The 389-nt window shown below is 69.7% G+C and carries 1 pseudogene; it reads left to right on the top strand.

Features of this window, described 5'->3' with window-relative positions:
* A pseudogene (locus tag E0L35_RS26070) lies at nucleotides 1-205 on the top strand (sulfate transporter subunit); the annotation flags it as partial.
* Between the last annotated feature and the right edge of the window lie 184 nt (nucleotides 206-389).

The following is a 389-nucleotide window of genomic DNA, read 5'->3' as shown; positions in this document are numbered from 1 at the left end:
CTACAGCGACCGCGCGCAGGCGATCTTCGCAAAGCACCATTACCGCCCGATCCGCCGCGAGGCGGCGGCGCCGGCCGACCTCGCCCAACTCCCCGAGATCAAGCTGTTCAAGATCGAGGACATGCAGGGGTCCTGGGACGACATCCAGAAGCGGAACTTCGACGCCGGCGGCCTGTTCGACCGGTTGAGCCGGGCCGGCCGCTGAGGCGGGAACCATGGTCGAGACACCGCGTCGCAAACGGACCTTCCGCCGTCCCAGCGTGATCCCGGGCTTCGGGCTCAGCTTCGGCTACACGCTGACCTGCCTCGGGCTCGTCGTGCTGCTGCCGCTCGCCGGGCTCGTGGCCAAGGCGTCCGGCCTCGGGCTCTCGGGGATCTGGTACGTGGCC

Source organism: Halomonas sp. ATBC28 (assembly GCF_005937175.1).
Lineage (GTDB): Bacteria > Pseudomonadota > Gammaproteobacteria > Pseudomonadales > Halomonadaceae > Vreelandella > Vreelandella titanicae.
The sequence above is the reverse complement of the archived record's forward strand: the minus strand, read 5'-3'. Positions and strand labels throughout refer to the sequence as shown.